At 73.4% G+C, this 20,931-nt stretch carries 17 protein-coding genes; 11 read left to right on the forward strand and 6 right to left on the reverse strand.

The genetic code is table 11. From position 1 onward, the window contains the following. Positions 1-61: 61 nt before the first annotated feature. Positions 62-2,941 carry an ATP-binding protein gene (locus ACIGWZ_RS15580; RefSeq protein WP_400064710.1) on the forward strand — a complete coding sequence of 960 codons (2,880 nt, stop codon included), beginning with the start codon at positions 62-64 and terminating at the stop codon, positions 2,939-2,941. After that, the gene (locus ACIGWZ_RS15585; RefSeq protein WP_400064712.1) at positions 2,934-5,582 is read left to right on the forward strand and encodes a LuxR C-terminal-related transcriptional regulator; all 2,649 of its coding nucleotides are present in this window, start codon (positions 2,934-2,936) and stop codon (positions 5,580-5,582) included. Before ACIGWZ_RS15580 ends, ACIGWZ_RS15585 begins: the two co-directional genes overlap by 8 nt. A gap of 18 nt (positions 5,583-5,600) precedes the next feature. Here ACIGWZ_RS15585 and ACIGWZ_RS15590 read toward each other — a convergent pair whose 3' ends face one another. After that, positions 5,601-6,167: a sigma-70 family RNA polymerase sigma factor gene (locus tag ACIGWZ_RS15590; RefSeq protein ID WP_400064714.1), complete on the reverse strand. Its 567-nt coding sequence runs from the start codon at positions 6,165-6,167 to the stop codon at positions 5,601-5,603. A gap of 295 nt (positions 6,168-6,462) precedes the next feature. Here ACIGWZ_RS15590 and ACIGWZ_RS15595 point away from each other — a divergent pair, with 295 nt between their 5' ends. The 6 genes from ACIGWZ_RS15595 (at position 6,463) to ACIGWZ_RS15620 (ending at position 11,768) form a co-directional block, all read left to right on the forward strand. Further along, a complete protein-coding gene (locus tag ACIGWZ_RS15595) occupies positions 6,463-6,678 on the forward strand; it encodes a zf-HC2 domain-containing protein (RefSeq protein WP_400064716.1) in 216 nt (71 codons plus the stop codon). A 256-nt stretch (positions 6,679-6,934) separates the two neighbouring features. After that, the gene (locus tag ACIGWZ_RS15600; protein WP_400064718.1) at positions 6,935-7,771 is read left to right on the forward strand and encodes a LytR/AlgR family response regulator transcription factor; all 837 of its coding nucleotides are present in this window, start codon (positions 6,935-6,937) and stop codon (positions 7,769-7,771) included. A gap of 177 nt (positions 7,772-7,948) precedes the next feature. Beyond that, on the forward strand, positions 7,949-8,233 hold the full coding sequence (locus ACIGWZ_RS15605) for a hypothetical protein (protein WP_400064720.1): 285 nt from the start codon (positions 7,949-7,951) through the stop codon (positions 8,231-8,233). A gap of 102 nt (positions 8,234-8,335) precedes the next feature. Next, positions 8,336-8,725 (forward strand): hypothetical protein, encoded by a 390-nt coding sequence (locus ACIGWZ_RS15610; protein ID WP_400064722.1) that lies wholly within the window; start codon positions 8,336-8,338, stop codon positions 8,723-8,725. A gap of 32 nt (positions 8,726-8,757) precedes the next feature. Next, complete coding sequence (locus tag ACIGWZ_RS15615) at positions 8,758-10,488, forward strand: cation acetate symporter (protein ID WP_400064724.1); 1,731 nt, start codon at positions 8,758-8,760, stop codon at positions 10,486-10,488. A gap of 50 nt (positions 10,489-10,538) precedes the next feature. Continuing rightward, entirely contained in the window at positions 10,539-11,768 is a 1,230-nt protein-coding gene (locus ACIGWZ_RS15620) for a sensor histidine kinase (protein ID WP_400064726.1), read from the forward strand. Positions 11,769-11,921: 153 nt separating this feature from the next. On the opposite strand, the gene ACIGWZ_RS15625 is transcribed toward ACIGWZ_RS15620, so the two are convergent. From ACIGWZ_RS15625 to ACIGWZ_RS15645, 5 genes are all read right to left on the reverse strand, one after another. Continuing rightward, positions 11,922-12,758, reverse strand: coding sequence for an alpha/beta fold hydrolase (locus ACIGWZ_RS15625; RefSeq protein WP_400064728.1), 837 nt, complete (start codon positions 12,756-12,758; stop codon positions 11,922-11,924). 395 nt (positions 12,759-13,153) lie between these two features. Beyond that, positions 13,154-14,020, reverse strand: a complete 867-nt coding sequence (locus tag ACIGWZ_RS15630; RefSeq protein ID WP_400064730.1) for an Fpg/Nei family DNA glycosylase — start codon at positions 14,018-14,020, stop codon at positions 13,154-13,156. Positions 14,021-14,242: 222 nt separating this feature from the next. Beyond that, complete coding sequence (locus ACIGWZ_RS15635) at positions 14,243-16,093, reverse strand: beta-galactosidase family protein (RefSeq protein WP_400064732.1); 1,851 nt, start codon at positions 16,091-16,093, stop codon at positions 14,243-14,245. Positions 16,094-16,427: 334 nt separating this feature from the next. Further along, the gene (locus tag ACIGWZ_RS15640; RefSeq protein ID WP_400064734.1) at positions 16,428-17,078 is read right to left on the reverse strand and encodes a hypothetical protein; all 651 of its coding nucleotides are present in this window, start codon (positions 17,076-17,078) and stop codon (positions 16,428-16,430) included. A gap of 115 nt (positions 17,079-17,193) precedes the next feature. Next, complete coding sequence (locus ACIGWZ_RS15645; RefSeq protein WP_400064736.1) at positions 17,194-17,859, reverse strand: TetR/AcrR family transcriptional regulator; 666 nt, start codon at positions 17,857-17,859, stop codon at positions 17,194-17,196. A gap of 182 nt (positions 17,860-18,041) precedes the next feature. On the opposite strand from ACIGWZ_RS15645, the gene ACIGWZ_RS15650 reads away from it, so the two are divergent. Genes ACIGWZ_RS15650 through ACIGWZ_RS15660 form a run of 3 tightly spaced genes read left to right on the forward strand, consistent with a single transcriptional unit; the run spans position 18,042 to position 20,919 of the window. Beyond that, the gene (locus ACIGWZ_RS15650; RefSeq protein ID WP_400064738.1) at positions 18,042-18,296 is read left to right on the forward strand and encodes a ferredoxin; all 255 of its coding nucleotides are present in this window, start codon (positions 18,042-18,044) and stop codon (positions 18,294-18,296) included. Next, entirely contained in the window at positions 18,293-19,654 is a 1,362-nt protein-coding gene (locus tag ACIGWZ_RS15655; protein WP_400064740.1) for an NAD(P)/FAD-dependent oxidoreductase, read from the forward strand. Before ACIGWZ_RS15650 ends, ACIGWZ_RS15655 begins: the two co-directional genes overlap by 4 nt. 11 nt (positions 19,655-19,665) lie before the next feature. Then, on the forward strand, positions 19,666-20,919 hold the full coding sequence (locus tag ACIGWZ_RS15660) for a cytochrome P450 (RefSeq protein ID WP_400064742.1): 1,254 nt from the start codon (positions 19,666-19,668) through the stop codon (positions 20,917-20,919). Positions 20,920-20,931: the final 12 nt, after the last annotated feature.

Here is a 20,931-nt window from a genome sequence, read left to right on the forward strand (position 1 = left end):
GGCACATTCTGTTGAATTCTGATGTACCGTCAGATGGCTCTTGATGATGTGGGGCGGGTTGGTGGAGCGGAACGGGGACGCCTCGGTGTGCGTCGGACGCGACGGGCCGATACGGCACCTGCGGGACGGGGTGCGCGCGGTGGCGGCCGGACGGGGCGGCCGGATACTCGTCGAGGGAGAGCCGGGCTCGGGCCGGACCGCGCTCCTGGAGGTGGTGACCGACGAGGCGGCACGGCTGGGGTGCCGCCTCCTGCGGGCCACCGCCCATGAACTGGGGCAGCGCTTCCCCTTGCGGGTCCTGCTCGACTGCCTGGAATCCGGCGGCGAACCCCTCGCGGCGGCCCGCGCCGAGACCGTGGCCCTACTGGAGAGCGGCGCCCCGCTCCCCCCGGGCGTGACCGGCGCGGTGACGGCGGCCGCGGAGAGCCTGGCCGAGCGGATCTCCGGCCTGTGCCGGAACTCCCCGACGGTGCTGGTCGTGGACGATCTCCAGTGGGCCGACGCCCCCAGCCTCGCCGTCTGGCGGCGCCTGAGCGAAGCGGCGGACCGGCTGCCGCTGCTGCTCGTCGCCGCCTCCCGGACCACGCCGCGCGGGGGCGGCCCCCTGGCCCGGCTCCGCGACGGCCTGCTGGCGGACGGCGCCACGTTGCTGAGCCTGGCGCCGCTCACCGCGGCGGGGACCGCGCGGTTCGCCGAGCGGACGGTCGGCGCCCCCGCCGGTCCCCGGCTGCTGCGGCACCTGGCTGCCGCCGGGGGCAACCCGTACTACCTGCGGGAGATGCTGGACGCCCTGGTGCGGGCACAGGCGCTCGAGACCGGAGCGGCATGCGTCGAACTGGCCGCGGAGGAACCTCCGTTGCCCGTCCGGGCCGTTGCCGAGCGCCTCGGATTCCTGCCTCCGGAGGCCCTGACGGCGCTGCGGGTGGCGGCGCTGCTCGGCGACCGTTTCTCCGTCGCCGAACTCGCCGCGGTGCAACGGTGCGCGCCGGCCGAGCTCGGCGGCACCGTCGCGGCATGGCGCTCCGCCGGGATCGTCGAGGAGGCCGCCGACGGGCCGCTGCGCTTCCGCCACGACGTGGTCCGGGCGGCGCTCCCTGCCGGGCTGCCGGGATCGCTGCGGTCCGCGCTGCACCGGCAGGCTGCCGAGGCCCTGGCCGGGGCGGGCGCTTCGGCGGAGCGGGTCGCCGGTCAGCTGCTGCCCGTCGTGGAATGCCCCGACGCCTGGGCCGTCGGCTGGCTGCTGCGGAACGCCGAGGCGCTGCTCCGACGGGATCCAGGGGCGGCGGTGCGGCTGGCGCAACGCGCCCTCGACGCGCTGGACCAGGACGATCCGGACCGTACGGCGCTGGAGAAGGTGCTGGTCGGCGGGCGGTTCCGGCTGCGCCGACCGGGTTCGGCGGACGCGGTGCGCGCGCTGCGGGACCGGGCCGCGGAGCCCGGCCGCCGGGCCGCTCTGACCTGCTGGCTCATCCTCGATCTGATCCTGGAGGAACGGACCGAGGAGGGGCTGTCCGAGGCCGAGGAGGCGCTGGCGGGCGGTGGCGACCGGCCGGCCGACAGGTTCCGCGCGCTGCGGGCCTTCCTCCTGTGGGCCGGCGGCGGGCTCCGGGAGGCCGGCGAGGCGGCGGACCGGGCGCTGGCGGCGGTGTGTGAGCCGGGCCGGGCCGACGGCCTCGCGGAGGCGTACGCCCGGTACACCCGCGCCCTTCTGCGGGGCGGCGCGGAGGCGTTGGCGGAGGTGGAGCTGGGGCTCGCGGCCGCCCGGCGGGCCCCGGCGGACGTCCCGGACGCCGAGGTCGGGCTGACGCTGCTGGGCGCCCGGCTGCTCGGCGGGCTCGCGCGGCCCGACGAGGCGGGTGCCTGGCTGGCCTCGGCCCGCGCGCTGGTGGCGCGGACCGGCGCCGAGGGCCTGCTGGCGCACGTGGACCTGCTCTCCGCGACGCTCCACTACCGGGCCGGACGCTGGGACGACGCGCTCGAGGACCTTGCCGCGCCGAAGGACCTCGCCCCGGACCTCGCCCCGGCCCGCAGTTGGCCGGCCGGATCGACGGCGGCGATCGCCGCGCACGGCCTGGCGGCCCTCGTCCTGGGCAGCCGCGACCGGCCCGGCGAAGCCGCCGGACGGCTGGCCTCCGTGGAGAGGGCCGAACTCGCGGACGTGCCGCCCGATGCCGGATTCCCGTACGGCGGGCCGGTGTTCCCGCTCCTGGCGCGGGCCTTGCCGGCGGAGCGGGACGGGTGCCCGCGGGAGGCTCTGGAGATCCTGCTGCCGCTGCTCGGTCAGCCCGCCGCGGCGGGGGCCGACCGCGAAGGCGACTGGCTGCCCGACGTGGTGCGGCTCGCGGTGGCGGAGGGCGTCAGGGACCGGGCCGAGGCCGCGGTGGCCGCCGCCGAGGCCGCGGCGGAACGCGCACCGGACGACCGGCACCGGCAGGCGGTCGCGCTGCACTGCCGGGGGCTGCTCGGGTCGGATCCAGGACCGCTGTCGGCCGCCCTCACCCACTACGCGGCCTGTGCCGTTCTGACCGGGCAGGGGCGCGCCTTCGAGGACCTGGCCGCCGTGACGGCCGCGCGGGGCGACACCGACGGCGCCCGCGCCCACCTCCACCGCGCGCTGGACGTCTACCAGGGCCTCGGGGCCGCGTGGGACATCGCCCGCGCCGACGCGCGGCTGCGGGCGCTGGGCGTACGGCGCGGCCGACGCGGCCACCTCCACCGCCCCAAGAGCGGATGGGCGGCCCTGACACCGACGGAGGTCAAGGTCGCGCGGCTGGTGGCCGAGGGCCGGTCGAATCCGGAAGTGGCCGCGGCGCTGGTCCTGTCGCCGCGTACGGTGCAGACGCATGTGTCCCACATCCTCACCAAGCTGGGGGTGCGCTCACGGACCGAGATCGCCCGGCAGGCCGGGTCCCTGCGCACGGAGAGGGCGACGGATGAGTGAGGACATGACGGTCGGCGAACGAACCGCAGGCGAGGCGGAGTTCGCGCCGCTGGCCGCACACCTTGCGGCACTGGCGGGCGGCCGCGGCGGATCGGTGCTGGTCGAGGGCGATCCGGGAATCGGGAAGACCGCGCTGCTGGCGCGGACCGCGCGGGAGGCCGCCCGGATCGGCTGCCGCGTACTGCGGGCCGCGGCGGACGGGCCGGCGGAGAGCGTCCCGTTGCGACCTCTTCTGGCGGCTCTGGACAGAACCGACGGTCCGCAGCGGACGGCCGCGGGTGACGTGGGGACCATGCTGCTCATGGACCGGCTGACCGCCCACCTCGCTCGCCTGGCGGCCGATGGCCCGTTGGTGCTCCTCCTGGACGACCTGCACCGGGCGGACGCGGACACACTGCTGGCCTGGCAGCGGCTGGGCACGACGGCGGCGCGCCTGCCCCTCCTGCTCGTCGCCGCCGTACGCCGGGGGCTCGAACGGCCGGACCTGGGCCGGCTGCGGCGCGGCCTGCGCGACCAGGGCGCCCACGTACTGAGCCTCACCGCGCGGTCACCGCAGGAGCTGGAGCGGCTGGCCGAGGCGCTGCTCGGCACCGTGACCGGACCGTCGGACGGGCCGGGTCCCCTGCCGGGAGCCGCCGTGGAGACACTCCGTCTGGCCGCGCTGCTGGGCCCGGAGTTCGGCGCCACGGAGCTCGCCGCGGCGACCGGACAGCCCCCGTCCGCCCTGTTCGGCACCGTGGACGCGGCGGTGGCGGCGGGCCTGCTCGACGACGCCGGGGACCGGCTGGCCTTCCGCCGTCCCGCGATCCGGCAGAAGCTGTACGACGGCCTCCCGCCGTCCGCCCGAGCGGCCGCCCACCGGCGCCTGGCGCGGGGTCTGGCGGACAGCGGAGCGCCTCGCGAACGGGTCGCCGAACAGCTGCTGTCGGCCACCGATGACGGCCGTGCCGACGACTGGACGGTGGACTGGATCGGCCGGCATGCCGAAGGTCTCGTCCGCAAGCGGCCCGAGGTCGCCGTGGAGCTGTTGCAGCGGGTGCTCCAGCAGCTGCCCGCGGACGACCCGCGGCAGGCACCGCTGGAACGGGACCTGGCGACGGCGGCGTTCCGGCTGCGCCGTCCCGAGTGCACCGCGATCGTCCGCCGGCTGCTGGACCGCGCCACCACTCCCGACCGCCGGGCGCTGCTGACGATCTCGCTGGCACACGGTCTGTTCTGGGAGGGCAGATGGAGCGAGGTGCTGTGTGCCCTGGACGACGCCGGGACGACGGGCGCGCTCTCCCCGCTCTGGGACAACCGGATCCGCGCCCTGCGCGCGCTCACCCTGTGGAGCGCCGGCCGTCACGACGAGGCCGGACCACTCGCCGCACACGTGGTGTGCCGGGCGCAGGAGACCGGCGACACCCAGGCGGAGGCGTACGGGCGGCACACCCTCGCGCTGGGGCTGCTGCGGCAACGGCGTCCCGAGGCGGCGCTGGCCGAGAACTCCCGGGCGCTCACGGTCTCCCGCCACGTCCGAGCCGTCGGCCAGCACGCGCTGGAGAACACGGACGTCCGCCTGGCGATGCTGGTCAACCGCGCCGTCATGCTGGGGATGCTGGACCGGCCGATGGAGGCCCTGGAGGCGTTGCGGGAGGCCCGCGGGATGTGCGAGGAGCACGGGATCCACGGCCACCTCAGCGGGATCGGCATGACCGGCGCGGTGCTCAACTACTGGACGGGCCGGTGGGACGCGGCGCTGGCGGATCTCGACGCCATCGCCGAACTGCCCATGGTCACGTGGCTTCCGGTGCTGCGGCACGGTGTGGCCGCGCTCATCCACGGCCATCGTGATCACGACGAGGACGCCCGGACCGCTTTCGCGGCGCTGCGCGGCCACCCCGACCCCGGGGGCCTCCAGCGCGGACATGCGTCCTACCGCATCATGGCCGGGGCGCTGATGGCCGAGCGGGACGGACGCCCGCACGAGGCCCTGGCCGTCCTGCTGCCCACGCTGTCCTCCGCGTACGCACGGGACCTGGACCAGCGCTACCAGTGGCTGCCCGACGTCGTCCGCCTCGCCTTGGCGGTCGGCGACCGGTCCACGGCCCAGGCGGCCGCGGCGATCGGTTCCGCGGAGGCGGAAAGGGAGCCGCACGCCGGCCGTACGGCGGCCGCGCGGCGCTCCCGCGGTCTCGTCGACCAGGACCCCGCGCCGCTGCTGGCCGCCGCGGACTCCTACACGCGGGCGGGCCGGCCGCTCCAGGCCGGGCAGGCCCTGGAGGACACCGCGGCCGTGGCGGCCTCGCTCGGCGACCTCGCCGGCGCCCGCGGCCATCTGGACCGGGCCGTGGCGGCGTACGAACGGATCGGCGCCGCCTGGGACATCCGGCGGGCCGAGGCCCGGCTGCGGGTCCTGGGGGTACGGCCGGGGCAGCGCGCCGCCCGGGGCCGGCCCGACAGCGGCTGGGCCGCGCTGACCCCCACGGAGCTGAAGGTCGCGCGTCTGGTCGCCGAAGGACGGTCCAATCCGGAGATCGCCGCCGAGCTCTATCTGTCGCGCCGCACGGTCCAGACCCATGTCTCGCACATCCTCCGCAAACTGGGGGTGCGCTCGCGTACGGAGGTGGCGCGGCAGGCCGCCGAACACGCCGCCCGGTGACGGGGGGACGGCGTGCGGTCAGGCGGTCACGCCGTAGTCGCGCAGGGCCTGCTTGAGGGCGCGCAGCGCGTAGTACGTCCGGGACTTGACCGTACCGGCCGGGACGCCCAGCACCTCGGCGGTCTCCTGGACGGACAGGCCACGGAAGTAGACGTGCAGCAGGACCGTGCGGTGTCCGGGGCTCAGCTGCTTGAGGGCCGTCCGCACATCGAGGCCGGCCACCGAGCGGTCGATCGGGTCCGTGGGGGTGGCGGCGCACTCCAGCGCGAGGTCGCTGACCTCCTTCGGCCGGGCGTGCCGGGCGCGGCGCGCGTCGATCGCCAGCCGTCGCGCAACGGTGAACAGCCAGGGGCGCATGGACTCATGGGCGCTGTCCAGCGCTTCGGGATGCTGCCAGGCGCGCAGCAGCGTCTCCTGGGCCAGGTCCTCGGCGCGCTGCCGGTCGCCATAGGTCAGTCCGAGCAGGAAGCGGAACAGCGCGCCGCCGTGTTCGTGCTGCAGTGCGGCGAGGGCCCGCTCGTCGGCGCGGGCCGGGGTCGGTGCGGTGAGCGCGGATTCCGGGGCTCCGGGAGCGGGGCGATTCACGGGTAACACCTCTTCGTCTGGGGGCGGTCGGCGTGTGATGTGCGTCTCGTGCCGAGTGCTGTCCCAAGACTGGCCGCCGCTCTCCGGGGTGGACATCCGCCAGGTGGCGGAGGTGGCGGATGCCGTCGCTGAACGGGCGAACGGTACGGGGCACCGCTCGGCGAACGGTCCGGCGGTCGGTCTCCGCCGCCGCGGATGCCGTTCGGCGGTGCTGAACCCGGCCGGGGAACCGCTCGTGCACGGCAGAATGGAAGCGCCGTTTTCGTGGCCGGAGGAACGAGGATCGGGGTCCAGCGTGACTGAGCCGCCACCACCTGAGAGCTCCCATGTGCGGCTGCTCCTGGGGGCGTATGTGCTCGGCGCCCTCACACCCGAGGAGGACGGGCGGGTCGCGGCCCATCTCCGGTGGTGCGGGGAGTGCGGCGCCGAGTACCTGGCCATGGCCGAAGTGCCCGATCTGCTCGCGCTGTTCGGCGAGGCGGATCTGATGGAGGGCCAGGAGGACGGCTGACGGGCCCCGAGCGGTACGGGTCCCGGGCCGCATTGCGCGCCCGCTTCCCTTGCGACCGACGGTTTCGCAGTGAGGGCCAACCGGTGGGATCGATGGCCGACTTCGCGTATGGGGCGGTAGGGGCCGGGTCCGCCGAACACGCCGAGGGGTCAGGGGGAGGAGGGCGCGTGAAGCCAACTCCCAGGGGAACGACTCGGGGAACGTGCCGACCGCCCCGGTGGTGCGCGGCTGCGGGCCCGACTCTAGAATCCCCGCCATGCTGCGCGTACTTGCGGTCGATGACGAGGAGCCGGCGCTCGAAGAGCTGGTCTATCTGCTCCGTGAGGACCCGCGGGTGGGCAGCGTGGAAGGCGCGCTGGACGCCACGGAGGCGCTGCGCCGGCTGGGGCGCGCGCTCGACGGGGGCCCGGAGGGCGCCGAAGCCATCGATGCGGTCTTCCTCGACATCAATATGGTCGGGCTCAACGGCCTGGACATGGCGCGGCTGCTCGCGGGCTTCGCCGCTCCCCCGCTGATCGTCTTCGTCACGGCCCACGAGGACTACGCCGTCCAGGCCTTCGACCTCAAGGCCGTCGACTATCTGCTCAAACCGCTGCGCGGGGAGCGGCTGCGGGAGGCGGTTCGACGCGTCAGCGAGCAGGCCGACGCCCTGCGGGGCGCGCGCAGTGCGGACGCGCCCGGCTCCGCCGCGGCGCAGCGCACCGGAGCGGCGCCCGGGCCCGGGGATCCGCTGGACGCGCGGCCGGGCCATATTCCGGTCGAACTGGGCGGCGTGACCCGCTTCGTCGCCCTCGGCGATGTCACCCATGCCGAGGTGCAGGGCGATTACACCCGGCTCCACACCCGCGACGGCAGCCATCTGCTGCGGGTCTCGCTCTCGGCCCTGGAGGACCGCTGGCGTCCGCACGGGTTCGTGCGCATCCACCGCCGCCACCTGGTGTCCCTCGACGCCATCGACGAACTGCGGCTGGACGGCGGCAGCCTGACCCTGCTGGTGGGCGACGCGGTGCTGGCGGTGAGCCGCCGGCATGCCCGGGAGCTGCGCGATCTGCTGATCCGGCACGCCAGCGGCGAGAACACGGCGGGCCGCTGACGGTTCGCCGCCCCGTTGCGGCGCCGCTGCCGGTTGCCGTTCATCGCTCCGGTCGGCCGTACAGCGGTCCCCATCGACCGTTCACGGATCCGGGTGCGGATTCCCTCGCGCCCAGGGGCCGCGACCGCCCTACCGTTGCCCCGCGGGCTCCTTCCCTGGCGGCCCTGGAGGGGTGGGATGTCCGAGATCGACGAGCTGTTGGACGAACTCCGAGGGCTGTCGTCCGCGACGCCGCGCGATGCGCAGGAACTCGCCGAACTGCTCTTCCGGATCAAGAGCGCCGCCGGTCACTGGGCCGATGTCCTCTACGACGTGCGCGGTTCCGCGCAGCGGCTGGCGGGCCCGCGGGCCGCGGCCGCCCTGGAGATCGCCTTCCGCAAGGCCGAAGAGTCCTATATCGAGCTGGAGATCGCCCACGGCGACGTCAGGGAGGTCACCGGCGGCGGGCGCCGGCCCGGGTGAGCATCCGGCGCAGATACCGAACACGTCCCACCACCTAGCTGGCCGACGCCGGGCTGCGTACACTCACGGCGACGTGATCAGCACACTGGGTCGGAGGGGCGGATGGGTGCGGATGCGGTCCCCCGGCGTGAGGTGGTCACCGGCGAGCCGCAGAGCGCGCGCGGATCGGCCGTGCGTCCGGCCGCCACTGCGTGGGAGAGCACCCCGTACGGCGCGCGTTCGGCGACGGGCGACCCGCACCTCCGTGACCTGATGCGTCGTCAACTACGCGCGGCACTGCTCGGATCGGCCGCCCTGACGCTTCTGCTGGGCCTGCTGCCCCTGCTCCTCCCGCTGCTGCCCGCCCACGGCGGCTGGCCCGGCGGCGGCGTGTTGGCCTGGGGGATCCTGGGCGTGGCCGCCTACCCGGCGCTCGTGGTGGTCGCGCGCTGGTACATCCGCCGCGCGGAGCGCAATGAAGCGGCCTTCGCCGAACTCGCCGACGGTTCCTGAGCGGTGCCGATACCGGGAGCCGGGGCCGCCCGGTGAACCAGACGTACGGCATCGCGGCCGTCTCCGTGGTCGTCCTCGCCACGGTGCTCATCGGGGCGCTGGGGCTGCGCATCTCCCGCACCACCTCCGACTTCTACGTCGCCTCGCGCAGCGTTCCGCCACGGCTCAACGCGGCCGCCATCAGCGGTGAATACCTGTCGGCGGCCTCGTTCCTGGGCATCGCGGGTCTGGTGCTCGCCCAGGGTGTGGACATGCTCTGGTTCCCCGTCGGATACACCGCGGGCTATCTGGTCCTGCTGCTCTTCGTCGCGGCTCCGCTGCGCAGGTCCGGCGCCTACACGCTGCCGGACTTCGCCGAGGGCCGGCTCGACTCCCGGGCGGTGCGCCGCATCGCCAGCGCGCTCGTCGTGGGGGTCGGCTGGCTCTACCTCCTGCCGCAGCTGCAGGGCGCCGGGCTGACCCTCGGTCTGCTGACCGGCTCACCGCGGTGGCTGGGGGGACTGCTGGTCGCCGTCGTGGTGACGGTGGCGGTCGCCGCGGGCGGGATGCGCAGCATCACCTTCGTCCAGGCCTTCCAGTACTGGCTCAAGCTGACCGCGCTCCTGGTGCCCGCGGTGTTCCTGGTGCTCGCCTGGCTCGGGGACGCCGGTCCGTCGACCGCCATCGACGAGGCGCCGTCGTTCCGCCGGCCCACACAGGTGCGGGTGGCCGACACCGTCCGCCTCAGGATCCGGGAGCCGCTGCACCTCACGGTGTCCGGCACGGTCGACGGCCGGCCGTACCGCGAGGCTGCGGTGGACCTGGCCCCGGGCACGTACCGCATCGGCGGCGGGACCACGCTCGGTTTCCGCGCGGGCGCCGAGGTGCCCGCGCGGGCGACCGGCCCGCATCGCGCGGACACCGCGTCGAGCTGGGCCGAGCCGCTCTCCAGCAGCCGCGAGGAGCATCCGCTGTACGCCACGTACGGGCTGATCTTCGCCACCTTCCTCGGCACGATGGGGCTGCCGCACGTCGGGGTGCGGTTCTACACCAACCCCGACGGGCGGGCCGCGCGGCGGACGACGGTGATCGTCCTGATGCTGATCGGCGCGTTCTATCTGCTGCCCCCGGTCTACGGAGTCCTGGGCCGCCTGTACGCGCCCGACCTGCTGCTCACCGGGAACACGGATGCGGCCGTCCTGGTGCTGCCCGGGCGGATGATCGGGGGCCTGGGCGGGGACCTGCTGGGCGCGCTGCTCGCGGGCGGTGCCTTCGCGGCGTTCCTGTCCACGGCCTCCGGGCTGACGATGTCGGTCGCCGGTGTGCTCACCCAGGACGTGCTGCCCTCGCTCGGCGTACGGCACTTCCGGCTCGCGACCGTACTCGCCATCGCAGTGCCCACCGCGGCGAACGCGGCGGTCAGCGATCTGCCGGTCGCCGACGCCGTGGGGCTGGCCTTCGCGGTCTCCGCTTCCTCCTTCTGTCCGCTGCTCGTCCTGGGCATCTGGTGGCGCGGGCTGACTCCGCCGGGCGCGGTCGCCGGGCTGGTGACGGGCGGCGGGGCGGCGCTCACCGCGGTCGCGGTGACGATCGTCGGCGGTCCGGCGTCGGGCTGGGCCCACACGCTGCTGGCCTGGCCGGCCGTCTGGTCGGTGCCGCTCGGCTTCCTCACGATGGTGCTCGTCTCCCTGGCCACCCGCGCCAGGATCCCGGCGAGCACGGACGCCACCATGGCGCGCCTCCACCTGCCCGAGGGACTGCGGTCCCGTCCCATGAGCCCCTGAAGGAGCGCGAAGATGCGCACGCCTCACCCGATGCCTTCGGGATCCGGCCGATGAGCGCCCTCGGCGGCGCGGCACTCGCCGTCGGAGGGCTGCTGCTCCTGGCGGTGGGCGCGGCCGCCGGTTTCCTCCTGGCGCGCCGCCGGCGGCCGGAGGACGGCGGCGACGTCGGCACGCCCGTCGAACGCGCGACCTTCCACACCCTGCACACGGCGTCGTTCGCCGCTCCCCCGCTGCGCGCCGGGCTGACGCCGGACACGGCCCGCAAGGCGGTGCGGCGGCTGCGCCCCCTGCTGGGCACCCAGACGCTCGCCCTCACCGACCGGGAGTCCGTGCTCGCCTGGGACGGGGCGGGCGGCCACCACCGGGACGCGGCGATGGAGCAGGTCGCCGAGGTCCTGCGGACCGGCCGAAGCCAGGCCTTCCCCGTCTCCTGCGACGACGGGAAGTGCCCCGTGCGCTGGGGGGTGGTCGCGCCGCTGACGGTCGACGACGGGGTTCTGGGGACGCTGGCGGCCTTCGGTGAGCGGGAGTCCGCCGTTCTGGTCAGAGCCACCAACGAGGTGGCGCGCTGGGTGTCGGTCCAGCTGGAACTCGTCGAGCTGGACCGCGCCCGGACCAGGCTCATCGAGGCCGAGATCCGGGCCCTGCGCGCCCAGATCTCGCCGCACTTCATCTACAACTCGCTCGCCGCCATCGCCTCCTTCGTCCGCACCGACCCCGAACGCGCCCGCGAACTCCTCCTGGAATTCGCCGACTTCACCCGATACTCCTTCCGCCGGCACGGCGACTTCACCACCCTGGCCGAGGAGCTGCGGTCGATCGAGCAGTACCTGGAACTCGTCCGGGCGCGGTTCGGGAGGCGGCTGGAGGTCACCTTGCAGGTGGCCCCCGAAGTGCTGCCGGTGGCACTGCCGTTCCTCTGCCTGCAGCCGCTCGTCGAGAACGCGGTCAAGCACGGGCTGGAGGACTCCGTGGAGCGCAGCCGGGTCACGATCACCGCGGACGACGTCGGGGCCGAGGCGCGGGTGAGCATCGAGGACAACGGCGTGGGGATGGACCCGGACCGGCTCCGGAAGATCCTGCGCGGCGAGGGCGGCCCGTCGACGGGCATCGGGCTGCGCAATGTGGACGAGCGGCTGCGCCAGGTGTACGGGGACGGCCACGGCCTGGTGATCGAGACGGCGGTCGGCGCCGGAATGAAGATCACCGTCCGCATCCCCAAGTACCGGGCGCGGGTCCACTCCGCACCGCCTTCGGCACCCCCGGCCCCCGGCGCGTGACGGAGGCGGGCGGCGCGGCCCGAAAGCCGGGAAGCCGGCCGCTAGGTCGTTTCGTTTGGATCACCGGGCGGACCACAGGAAGATGCCCGCGATCGAGTTCGTCGCTGGCGGGACTGCGTGACGATGTGGCACGCGGGCAGGGGAAGCTGAGTCTCAGGCGGCCGGAGCGCTGGCGGTGTCCGCCTGGTGCCGGTCCACGAAGTCGGTCAGGGTATGGGCGAACACTTCGGGCAGCTCGAAGGGCAGCGCATGCCCGCTGTCCAGCACCACGTAGCGGGCACCGGCGATGGCGTCCGCCAACTCCTTTTGGTGGTGCGGCGGGACGATCAGGTCCTGGGATCCGGACACGACCAGGGTGGGCGCGGTGATCCGGGCCAGTGCCGCAGTGATGTCCACCCGGGTGTTCAGCTCGGACTGGCGGGCCATGCCTTCTGCGTCGAACAGCTCGTTGAAGCCGGCTACGCCCTGCTCGAAGTCCTCGATCCGGCGCCTGGCGAGCGTCCCGGCACCAATCGCGGTGACCTGCAGCACCCGCGAGAGCAGGTCCTTGTCCGTGCGCAACAGCCGCTGCCACAGGCCGAACTGGAACTCCTGCCACGGGTCGGTCACCGCCCAGCCCGCGTGTAGGAAGAGAGAGCGCACCCGTTTGGGATGCGCTCCGGCGACAGCGGCTGCGACTGTCGCCCCCAGGGAGTGCCCGGCCAGGTGGAAGGCGTCCAGACCCGCCGCGTCCACGGCGCCCAGCACCTGGGCGATCAGGTCGTCGACGGTCAGTGGTGAGCCGGTGTCGATGGTGGCGCCCGAGCCGGACAGGGTCGGGGCGACGATGGTGTAGCGGCCCTTGAGGGCGTCGATCACCGGCCCCCAGTTGCCCTCGGGGGTAGCACCGGTCCCGTGCACCAACACAAGGGCCGGTCCCGAGCCGGTGACCAGACAATTGACGGCGCTGTCACCGCCGGAGATCGGGACGTGAACGGTCGTGTACGTCATGGCGGTTGCGGCCTTTCAGTCGCGGGCGGTTGAGACGCTGAAGGTTCGGGTCGGAGATTCAGGCGCGGTCGGCACGGGCGCCGGGGGAACCGGCCCGCACCAGACCCCTCACGCCGAGCGGGGCACCCATCTGTTGATGTCGTTGAAGTTCAGGCGCTGCTGATGAGGGCGCCGAGCTTGGGCCAGGGAATCAATTAGCTGCATGCGCTCTTTGTGAGCGTGATCAATAATTGCATACGCTCCCTATTGATGCAATGAGGGTCGCCGGTGCACCCTCGTCGTACCGGCGCACCTGCTCGATGACGCGTTGCAGCAGTTCCCGGGCGGCGGCGAGGTCGGCCGGGAAGGCGCAACGGTTCCGAAGTCGGCTGCCCGGTGCCGGCTCGGGCCCCGGGCTACTTCAGCAGCCGGGACAGCCGCCGGTCGGCCAGGGGTTTTCCGCCGGTCTGGCAGGTGGCGCAGTACTGCAGCGCCGAGTCGCTGAACGACACCTCGCGGATCCTGTCCCCGCAGACCGGGCAGGGCTCGCCGGTCCGCCCATGCACCCGCAGCCCGCTCCGCTTCCCTTCCTTGAGGTCCGCCGGCGCCAGCCCGCGGTCCCGTTCGACCGCCTCGCCCAGCGTCGCGCCGATCACCGCGTACAGCCGTGTCACCTCGTCCTCGGACAACGTGGCGGCCAGCTTGAACGGCGACATCCGCGCCGCGTGCAGGATCTCGTCCGAGTAGGCGTTGCCGATCCCCGCCAGCACGCTCTGGTCCCGCAGCACTCCCTTGATCTGCCGCCGCTCCCCCGCCAGCATCCCGGCGAAGGCCGCCCGGGTGAAGCCCTCGGACAGCGGATCGGGCCCCAGCCGCGCGATCCCCGGCACCGCCCGGGGATCGGTCACGACATACACCGCGAGGTGCTTCTGGGTACCCGCCTCGGTCACGTCGAAGCCCGGCCCGTCGGGTTCCAAGAGCCGCACCCGGAGCGCCAGCGGCCCCTTGCCCGGACGCGGCGGCGCCGCCGGCAGTCGTTCGCTCCACCGCACCCACCCCGCCCTGGCCAGGTGCAGCACCAGATGCAGCTCTCCGGCCCGCAGCGCCAGAAACTTCCCGTACCGCGCCACCCCGTCGAACGCCCGGCCCTCCAGCGCGGTCACCGGCGGCTCATAGGTCTTCAACGCGGCCACCGACACGGGGTACACCCGCGCGACCACCCGCCCGGCCAGCCGCTCCTCCAGGAACCGGCCCAGCGCCTCCACCTCCGGCATCTCCGGCATATCCCCAGTCTGTCCCGACCCGCGCGCACCCGCACAAAGGGCCGCCGGCCGCACCCCCCGAACGAGGGCCCGGCCGGCGGCCCGTACGGCCGAGGCGGATGCAGTTTCCACAGGTCAGGCGGGCGGCGTCGCAGGCGCGAGGTCGGCCGTCCCGTCGACCGAAGCGGTCGGCACCCGGGCGAGGGGCCGCGGCACCGCCGTCACGCCGCTTCGCGACACGCCCTATCCGACATCGGGCGCGGACCGTACGTCGATCTCGTCCCCCTTCTGCTCCATCTCCAGCACGACGAGGTCGTTCCGCCCCTTCCGCCACAGATGGCTCGGCGCGTACAGGGTGATCTGCGGGCCGAGGGACCAGTACCGGCCGAGCGCGAATCCGTTGAGCCAGACCATGCCCTTGTCCCAGCCCGGAAAGGCGAGGAAGCCGTCCGCGGGGGTGTCGATGTGGATCCGGGCGCGGTGGAACGCGGGGCCGGTCGGCGTGTCTTCGCTGCCGAATTTCAGAGCCGAGAGGTTGTCCAGCGGCAGTCGGCGGATCTCCCAGTCGCGCAGTTCTTCGTCGTCGAGGAGTACCTTGCCGCTGATTCCCTTGGGGTCGTTGAGGTCCTGGCCGAAGTTGACCCGCCCGGTGGGGTCCACCAGGAGGTCGAGGGTGCTGGACGCACCGGCCACGGTGAAGTCGACGGAGTGGTCCGGCTGGTTGCGGTCGAAGGTGCCGATCCGCTCGCCGTCGCAGAACACCAGCGCACGGTCGCCCAGCTCCGTGAGCCTCAGCCCCTTGGTGCCCTGCGGCCCGCGTACCCGAGTGCGGTAGTGGATCAGTCCGTACGGCTGCCCGAGGGCCTCCATGTGGACGGGGGCGGTACGCCGCACCGGCGTGCTCAGCGCATCGAGGGCGTCCAGCAGCGGCACCGAGTCGCGGACGGCGACCGTCTGGGCCGGCATCCGGCGTGGTGTGGGCGGCAGGGGCGTGTCCGGCGGCGTGGTGTAGGTGGCGAGCACCTCGCGCACCTTGTGGAATTTCTCGGTGAGTTCGCCGGATTCGCTGATCGGGGAGTCGTAGTCGTAGCTGGTGACGGTGGGCTGATAGGCGCTACCGCTCTGATTGGCACCCGCGAACCAGCCGAAGTTCGTTCCGCCCACCGCCATATAGAAGTTGATCGACGCTCCCGCTTCGAGGATCTTCTTCACATCGGCGGCGGTCTTCGCCGGGTCGGTGGTGTGGTGCCGCTCTCCCCAGTGGTCGAACCAGCCGTCCCAGAATTCCGTGCAGAACAGGGGCTTGTCCGGCTGGAACTTGCGCAGCTCCGCGAAGGGTCCGGTGGGGTCCCCGTCGAAGTTGACGGTGGAGAGGAGGTCGGGAAGGCTGCCGGCCTCCAGCGCTTCCTGGGTGGGTCCGTTGGAGCAGAACAGCAGGCTGTCGATGCCCTGTGCCCGCATGGTGTCCCGCAGATGTGCCAGGTACTCGTGGTCGTCGCCGTAGCTGCCGTACTCGTTCTCGACCTGCATGGCGATGATGGGTCCGCCGCGCGTGGCCTGCAGATCGACGAAGCGGGGCAGGAGTTCGGCGAACCAGGTGTCGACCGCTCGCTCGAACGCGGGGTCGGAACGGCGCAGCGGCGCGTCCTTGTCCTTGAGGAGCCAGGCGGGCAGGCCGCCGAAGTCCCATTCCGCGCAGATGTACGGTCCCGGTCGCACGATCACCTTCAGCCCGACCTCGTCCGCGGTCCGTACGAAGGCGACGACGTCGCGCCATCCGGTGAAGTCGGCCTTTCTCTCGTGCGGTTGATGGAAGTTCCAGGCGACGTAGGTTTCCACCGTGTTCAGGCCCATGGCGCGCATCCGCGTCAACCGGTCGCGCCAGTCCTTGGGATGCGTCCTGAAGTAGTGGAACGCGCCCGAGAGGATCCGGAACGGCTTGCCGTCCAGCAGGAATTCGGTCCCCTGGATGGTCAGCCCCCTCGGGGTTTCGGCCTGGGCGAGGGTAGTTCGGCTGCTGCCCACGGCGACACCCATGGATGCGGCTCCCACCACGGCTGCGCTCAGGAATCCACGGCGGCTGAACTGCGTCATGTCTGCTCTCCTCGACTCGACCGGTCGTGACCATGACTCGAACATGTTCAGTAGTGCGCGTTTCTGTGCATTGAGAGTGTTGTGCAGAACAGAAACGAGCACAAGGGTTCGTCACGGAACACGGCGGACAAGGCGCGAGACGGGAAAGACGTACCGCATCGCACGCGTCAACGAGCCGCCGGCGGTCACCATGAGCCGCTTCTCCCCCGGCACCGGCTACGAGGTCACCTGCGGCGGGCGGTCCGACGACAGCGAGGTGTACGCCGTCAAGACCCCATCGAAGAAGCGGATGTGCTGAGGCGCCGGGGCGCTTCCGGTCCGACGCCGCGCGCGTTCAGGTGGTCGCCCGCGCCGGACTCCGCTGCTCGGCGGCGCGGGGAGTGGGGGCGATCAGCAGCTTGGCGTGGATCCTGGGGCCCAGGACGGCCACGGTGACGGCGACGGCGGCGGCGATGCACACCTGAGCCTCGGCCACATAAGGGTCGATCAGCATCTGGGCCAGCAGTGCGGCGGCGATGAGGCCCAGTTTGGCGCAGATCACCCGGGGTGCCGACAGGGTGGGGCGGGACGAGGGGTGCACGCCGCCGGCCCGTGCGCGGTGTGCGGCGCGGATCTGCAGCGGGACGGTCAGCAGGACGCACAGCGCGCGGATGCCGAGCGCTCTGCTCTCGTGGGTGGTGTGCGGATCCATCAGGTGACCGAGGACGGCACTGGCGACGAGGGCCGCCGAGACGATGAGGATCCGGGCGGCGATCAGCCGTGCGAGCGCCCGGCGAGGGTGCGGGGACTCGTAGAACGCGGTGGTGAGGCGGCGGTTGGTCCGCAGGAGCAGGGGCGGGATGAGCATCAGGAGGAAGGCGGCACGCACCGCGTGGGCCCAGGCCGGCTCATTGCCCTCCCCCAGCCACATGAAGGCGAGGACCACACCGGCCACGGCGTAGCCTCTGCGGACGCCCTGGGCAGCTGATCGCCGTTGCGGGTTCACGAGAGTGGCTCCTTGCGGGAGGAGTTGCGAGCGATCCGGGACTCTGCCGTGGCGGCGGCGCGCGGGGGCTCCCGCCGCCGGTGGCGGAGCGGGGCGGTCCGGGACGCCGTGTCGGTCAGTCCTGGTCGGTGGGGCGGGCCGGCGCGGGGCTTGCGCCGATGCCGCTGAACAGCCATTGCAGGGCCTGGCCGAAGAGTTCTTCGGGCACGCTGTCGGGATCGACCCGCCGCAGGCGCACCAGCCCCTGGAACAGCGCCGCCACGACCGTGGCCACGGAGTCGGCGGGGACCTCGGCGGGCGCGCCCTGCTCCGCGAGCCAGGCGTCGATCAGGCCCTCCAGCGCCTGGCGCGGTTCGCGCAAGGCACTGGCCATCGTGTCGAGGACGTGCGGATTGCGTACGGCGTAGAGCCAGAACTCGGCCTGGAGCGGCGCGAAGTCGGTGTCCTTGTCGGCGACGTGCACCAGCAGACGGCCCAGCTCGGCGGCGGCCTCCCCGGTGCCCGCCTCGTGACGGTCGAGGGTCTGGGCGGCCTCGGCGACGCGACCCAGACCGCGCTCGGCCATCAGCTCCAGGAAGAGGGCCTCCTTGCCGCCGAAGTTGGAGTACAGCGCGCCGATGGAGAAGCCCGCGGACTCGGCGATCTCCTCCACCGAGGCGCCGGCGAAGCCCTTGCGGGCGAAGACCCGGGCCGCCGCATCCAGCAGCAGTCGCCGAGTGCGGGCCTTGGCCTCTGCGCGGGTGAGCCGCTGCCGTGCGGGTCCCTCGTGATCGGTGCTCATATTGACGATGCTATTCGCATAGTGGGCACTATGTCAACGCGCCGATAGCGTGTACAGTCCAAATAGTGGTTGCTATCTGAATGGCGGATGCGATCGACGCCGCAGGGCCCGTCGCGAGGCGACGCCCGACAACCGCCGCAGGAGCCGCCGAACCCCCGCTGACCTGGGAGGAGAGCGAAGAGATGCCCACCGATCCGCCCCCCGACGAGCTCCGGCTCGTCGTGGATCTGAACCGATGCCAGAGCTACGGACAGTGCGTCTACGCCGCACCGGACGTCTTCCGGTTCCACGGTGAGGAGGCGCTGGAGTACGACTACGCGCCCGATCCCCGTACCCGCCGCGAGGTCGAGCGGGCCGCCGCGGCGTGTCCGGTACAAGCCATCGCTCTGGGCAGGGCCACCGAGCCCGCGCCCCTGGCCCCGGAGCGTGCACGGTGAACGGCCCCGAGCGCATCGTCGTGGTCGGCGCCTCCCTGGCCGGCCTGCGCGCCGCCGAGGCGCTGCGCGACGAGGGGTTCGACGGTGAGCTCACGCTCATCGGCGACGAACCGTACGCGCCCTACGACCGTCCGCCGCTGTCGAAGGCGGTCCTGTCCGGCCGACTGCCCACCGATCGCACCGCGCTGCCCCGGGCGCGCAACATCGACACCCGGTGGCTGCTCGGCACCCCCGCGACCGGCGTCGACCTGGCCGGACGCCGGGTGCTGCTGGCGGACGAACGCGAGGTGCCGTACGACCGGCTGCTGATCGCCACCGGCACCCGCTCCCGGCCCTGGCCCGAGCAGCAGGGCGGTGCCCTGCACGGGGTGCATCTGCTGCGGTCGCGCGACGACGCCGACCGGCTGCGCGCGGCGCTGGCCGCGGGGCCGGACCGGGTGCTGGTGATCGGCGCCGGCTTCACCGGCGGCGAGGTCGCCTCGGCCTGCCGCGACCTGGGCCTCGATGTGACCGTGACCCAGCGCGGCGGCTCCCCGTTGGCAAGTGCGCTGGGCGGCGCGATCGGCGGCGCCGTGACCCGCTGGTACCGCGACGCCGGGGTGGATCTGCGGCTCGGCACCACGGTCCGGGCCCTGGAGGGCGACGCCCACGGCCGGTTGCGGCGGGCCGCCCTCTCCGACGGCACGAGGGTGGCGGCCGAGGTGGCCGTGGTCGCCGCCGGCGCCCTCGCCAACACCGAGTGGCTGACCGGCTCCGGGCTGGCCGCCGATGCCCGCGGGGTGGTGTGCGACGACTCCTGCCGGGCCCTGGCCGACGACGGCACACCCGTGGCGGACGTCTTCGCCGCGGGCGACGTCGCCCGCTGGCCGCACCCCCTCTACCCCGGGCAGCTGCTGCGCCTGGACCACTGGGACAACGCCGTCGCGCAGGCCCGGACCGCCGCACACAACATGATCCACGGGTCGCGGGCGCCCCGTCCCCACCAGCCCCTGCCGGCGTTCTGGTCCAACCAGTTCGGCGTCAACCTCAAGTGCGTGGGGCTGCCCGCCCTGGCCGATCAGGTCGTCGTCACCCAGGGCTCGCTCGACCAGCGGCGGTTCGTGGCCGCCTACGGTCGACGCGGTCGTCTGGTCGCCGCCGTCGCGGTGGACTCCCCCCGCGTGCTGGACGGATACGCCGCCCTCATCGAGGCCCAAGCGCCCTTCCCGCCGGTACTCAACGCCACCGACGGACCGGACCGGCTCGATCCGCGCGACCCCGCGTTCCCCCGGCCCGCCGCCCCCGCACCGGGTCGTCCGGCCATCCCGTCGCCCACGTCCGTCCCGCCCACCCCGTCCGTCCTGTCCGGACACGAGTGAGGGAATCCACCATGACTTCGACCCCGGCCTCGGCCACCCACCAGCACCCGGCCTCGGAGCTGTTCGCCCAGGCCCTCCGCTACGAGCACCGCGCCGACCCCTACCCCTTCTACGAGCAGCTGCTCCGGCAGCCGGTCGTCCGCATGGACAACGACACCTGGATGGTCAGCGGCCACCGCGAGATCGGCCTGCTGCTGCACGACCCGCGCATCAGCGCCGACCGGCTCCCCCCGCCGCAACAGCGGCCGATCCGCAAGAGCCTGCTGGTCGAGGACCCGCCCCAGCACGACCGGCTGCGCCGCCTGGTCACCCAGCAGTTCGTCCCCCGCGTCATGGGCATGCGCGACCACATCGACGCACTCGTCACCGGGCTGCTCGACGCGCACACCAGCGAACGTCCGGGACAGCTGGACGTCGTCGCCGACCTGGCCTACCCCCTGCCCGTCACCGTCATCTGTGAACTGCTCGGCGTGCCACGCGAGGACGAATCCCTCTTCGGCAGCCTCGCCCGCCGGCTCACCCGGGGCCTGGACCCCATCGACACCCAGACCGAGGACGAGATCCGCGAACTCCAGCAGACGCGCACGGAGTTGCAGCAGTACCTCGAAGGACTCATCACACGGCACGACACCGCCCCGGGCGACGACCTGCTCTCCGGCCTGATGCACGGCCAGGATTCCGAGGGCCCCATGGACCCCGTGGACCTCCGCGTCACGCTCGGCCTGCTGCTCATCGCCGGCCACGAGACCACCGTCAATCTCATCGCCAACGGCACCCTCGCCCTCCTGCGCCACCCCGAAGCCCTCGCCCGGCTGCGCACCGACCCCGATCTCGTCACTCCGCTCGTGGAGGAGGTGCTGCGTTACGACCCGCCGGTGCAGATGTCCGGACGCAGCACCCTGGCCGACATCGACATCGCCGGCACCACCATCCCCAAGGGCTCCCGCGTCCGCCTGCTCCTCGCCGCCGGCAACCGCGACCCGCGGCGCTTCGCGGACCCGGACCGGTTCGTACCCGACCGCACCGACAACACCCACCTCGGATTCGGCGGCGGCATCCACTACTGCATCGGCGCCACCCTCGCCCGCGCCGAAGCACAGATCGCCCTGACGGCACTCGCCCGCCGCCTGGAGTCCCCCCGCCTGGTCGCCGATCCCCCGCCCTACCGGGAGAACGCCATCCTGCGCGGCCCGGAACGCCTCCCGGTCTCCTTCACCCGCCTCGCACCGGACACGGCGGGGCCTTCCGCCGGCCGCATGGCGTGAGCCGCCGTCCCC

Origin of the sequence: Streptomyces sp. NPDC053427, assembly GCF_044544985.1 — a bacterium.
Classification (GTDB): domain Bacteria; phylum Actinomycetota; class Actinomycetes; order Streptomycetales; family Streptomycetaceae; genus Streptomyces.

What these genes read in the sequence shown, in the direction of transcription:
- ACIGWZ_RS15585 (WP_400064712.1), top strand. Translation starts at nt 2,934, where the DNA reads ATGAGTGAGGACATGACGGTCGGCGAACGAACCGCAGGCGAGGCGGAG.
- ACIGWZ_RS15620 (WP_400064726.1), top strand. Translation starts at nt 10,539, where the DNA reads ATGAGCGCCCTCGGCGGCGCGGCACTCGCCGTCGGAGGGCTGCTGCTC.
- ACIGWZ_RS15650 (WP_400064738.1), top strand. Translation starts at nt 18,042, where the DNA reads ATGCCCACCGATCCGCCCCCCGACGAGCTCCGGCTCGTCGTGGATCTG.
- ACIGWZ_RS15630 (WP_400064730.1), bottom strand. Translation starts at nt 14,020, where the DNA reads ATGCCGGAGATGCCGGAGGTGGAGGCGCTGGGCCGGTTCCTGGAGGAG.
- ACIGWZ_RS15645 (WP_400064736.1), bottom strand. Translation starts at nt 17,859, where the DNA reads ATGAGCACCGATCACGAGGGACCCGCACGGCAGCGGCTCACCCGCGCA.
- ACIGWZ_RS15660 (WP_400064742.1), top strand. Translation starts at nt 19,666, where the DNA reads ATGACTTCGACCCCGGCCTCGGCCACCCACCAGCACCCGGCCTCGGAG.
- ACIGWZ_RS15635 (WP_400064732.1), bottom strand. Translation starts at nt 16,093, where the DNA reads ATGACGCAGTTCAGCCGCCGTGGATTCCTGAGCGCAGCCGTGGTGGGA.
- ACIGWZ_RS15610 (WP_400064722.1), top strand. Translation starts at nt 8,336, where the DNA reads ATGGGTGCGGATGCGGTCCCCCGGCGTGAGGTGGTCACCGGCGAGCCG.
- ACIGWZ_RS15625 (WP_400064728.1), bottom strand. Translation starts at nt 12,758, where the DNA reads ATGACGTACACGACCGTTCACGTCCCGATCTCCGGCGGTGACAGCGCC.
- ACIGWZ_RS15600 (WP_400064718.1), top strand. Translation starts at nt 6,935, where the DNA reads ATGCTGCGCGTACTTGCGGTCGATGACGAGGAGCCGGCGCTCGAAGAG.
- ACIGWZ_RS15605 (WP_400064720.1), top strand. Translation starts at nt 7,949, where the DNA reads ATGTCCGAGATCGACGAGCTGTTGGACGAACTCCGAGGGCTGTCGTCC.